This is a genomic window from Streptomyces sp. NPDC006610 (assembly GCF_040611575.1).
In the GTDB taxonomy this organism is placed as follows: domain Bacteria; phylum Actinomycetota; class Actinomycetes; order Streptomycetales; family Streptomycetaceae; genus Streptomyces.
Genome location: NZ_JBEXOP010000105.1, coordinates 1 through 1,201 on the forward strand (window position 1 = coordinate 1; position 1,201 = coordinate 1,201).

Below are 1,201 nucleotides of genomic sequence, written 5' to 3' on the forward strand. Positions count from 1 at the left end.
TGAGGAGCACCGTTGAGCAGGTTGCGCTGGCTGACCGCGGGGGAGTCCCACGGTCCCGCACTCGTCGCGACGCTGGAGGGCCTTCCGGCAGGTGTGCCGGTCACCACGGAGATGGTGGCCGGTCATCTGGCGCGGCGGCGGCTCGGTTACGGCCGGGGCGCCCGGATGAAGTTCGAGCGTGACGAGGTCACCTTCCTCGGCGGCGTCCGGCACGGTCTGACCCTGGGTTCTCCGGTGGCGGTCATGGTGGGGAACACCGAGTGGCCGAAGTGGGAGCAGGTCATGGCGGCCGATCCGGTCGATCCGGAGGTGCTCGCCGGTCTGGCCCGCAGTGCTCCGCTGACCCGGCCGCGTCCCGGTCACGCCGATCTGGCGGGTATGCAGAAGTACGGTTTCGACGAGGCCCGGCCGGTCCTGGAGCGGGCCTCGGCGCGGGAGACGGCGGCCCGGGTGGCGCTGGGCGCGGTGGCCCGTTCGTACCTGAAGGAGACCGCGGGCATCGAGATCGTCAGCCATGTCGTGGAGCTGGCCGGGGCGCGGGCGCCCTACGGCGTCCATCCGACTCCGGCCGACGTGGAGAGGCTGGACGCGGACCCGGTGCGGTGCCTGGACGCGGACGCGTCGGAGGCGATGGTCGCCGAGATCGACCGGGCCCACAAGGACGGTGACACCCTGGGCGGGGTGGTGGAGGTGCTGGCGTACGGGGTGCCGGTGGGGCTGGGCTCGCACGTGCACTGGGACCGGCGGCTGGACGCGCGGCTGGCCGCCGCGCTGATGGGCATCCAGGCGATCAAGGGCGTCGAGGTCGGCGACGGTTTCGGTCTGGCGCGGGTGCCGGGTTCGAAGGCGCACGACGAGATCGTGGCCACCGGCGAGGGCGTCCGGCGGGCGACGGGGCGTTCCGGTGGCACGGAGGGCGGTCTGAGCACGGGCGAGCTGCTGCGGGTGCGGGCCGCGATGAAGCCGATCGCCACGGTGCCGCGGGCGCTGAGGACGGTCGACGTGGTCTCGGGTGAGGCGGCCGCGGCCCACCATCAGCGGTCCGACGTGTGCGCGGTGCCGGCCGCGGGGATCGTCGCGGAGGCGATGGTCGCGCTGGTGCTGGCCGACGCGGTGGCGGAGAAGTTCGGCGGTGACAGCGTCTCCGAGACCCGCCGCAACGTCCGCTCCTACCTCGAGAACCTGGCGATCCGGTGACGGG

The 1,201-nt window shown here is 73.5% G+C and carries 1 protein-coding gene; it reads left to right on the forward strand.

Annotation, left to right across the window (positions count from 1 at the left end; translation table 11 throughout):
- Positions 1–12 precede the first annotated feature (12 nt).
- Positions 13–1,197 (forward strand): chorismate synthase, encoded by a 1,185-nt coding sequence (gene aroC, locus ABZY13_RS33495; RefSeq protein WP_356637594.1) that lies wholly within the window; start codon positions 13–15, stop codon positions 1,195–1,197.
- Positions 1,198–1,201 lie beyond the last annotated feature (4 nt).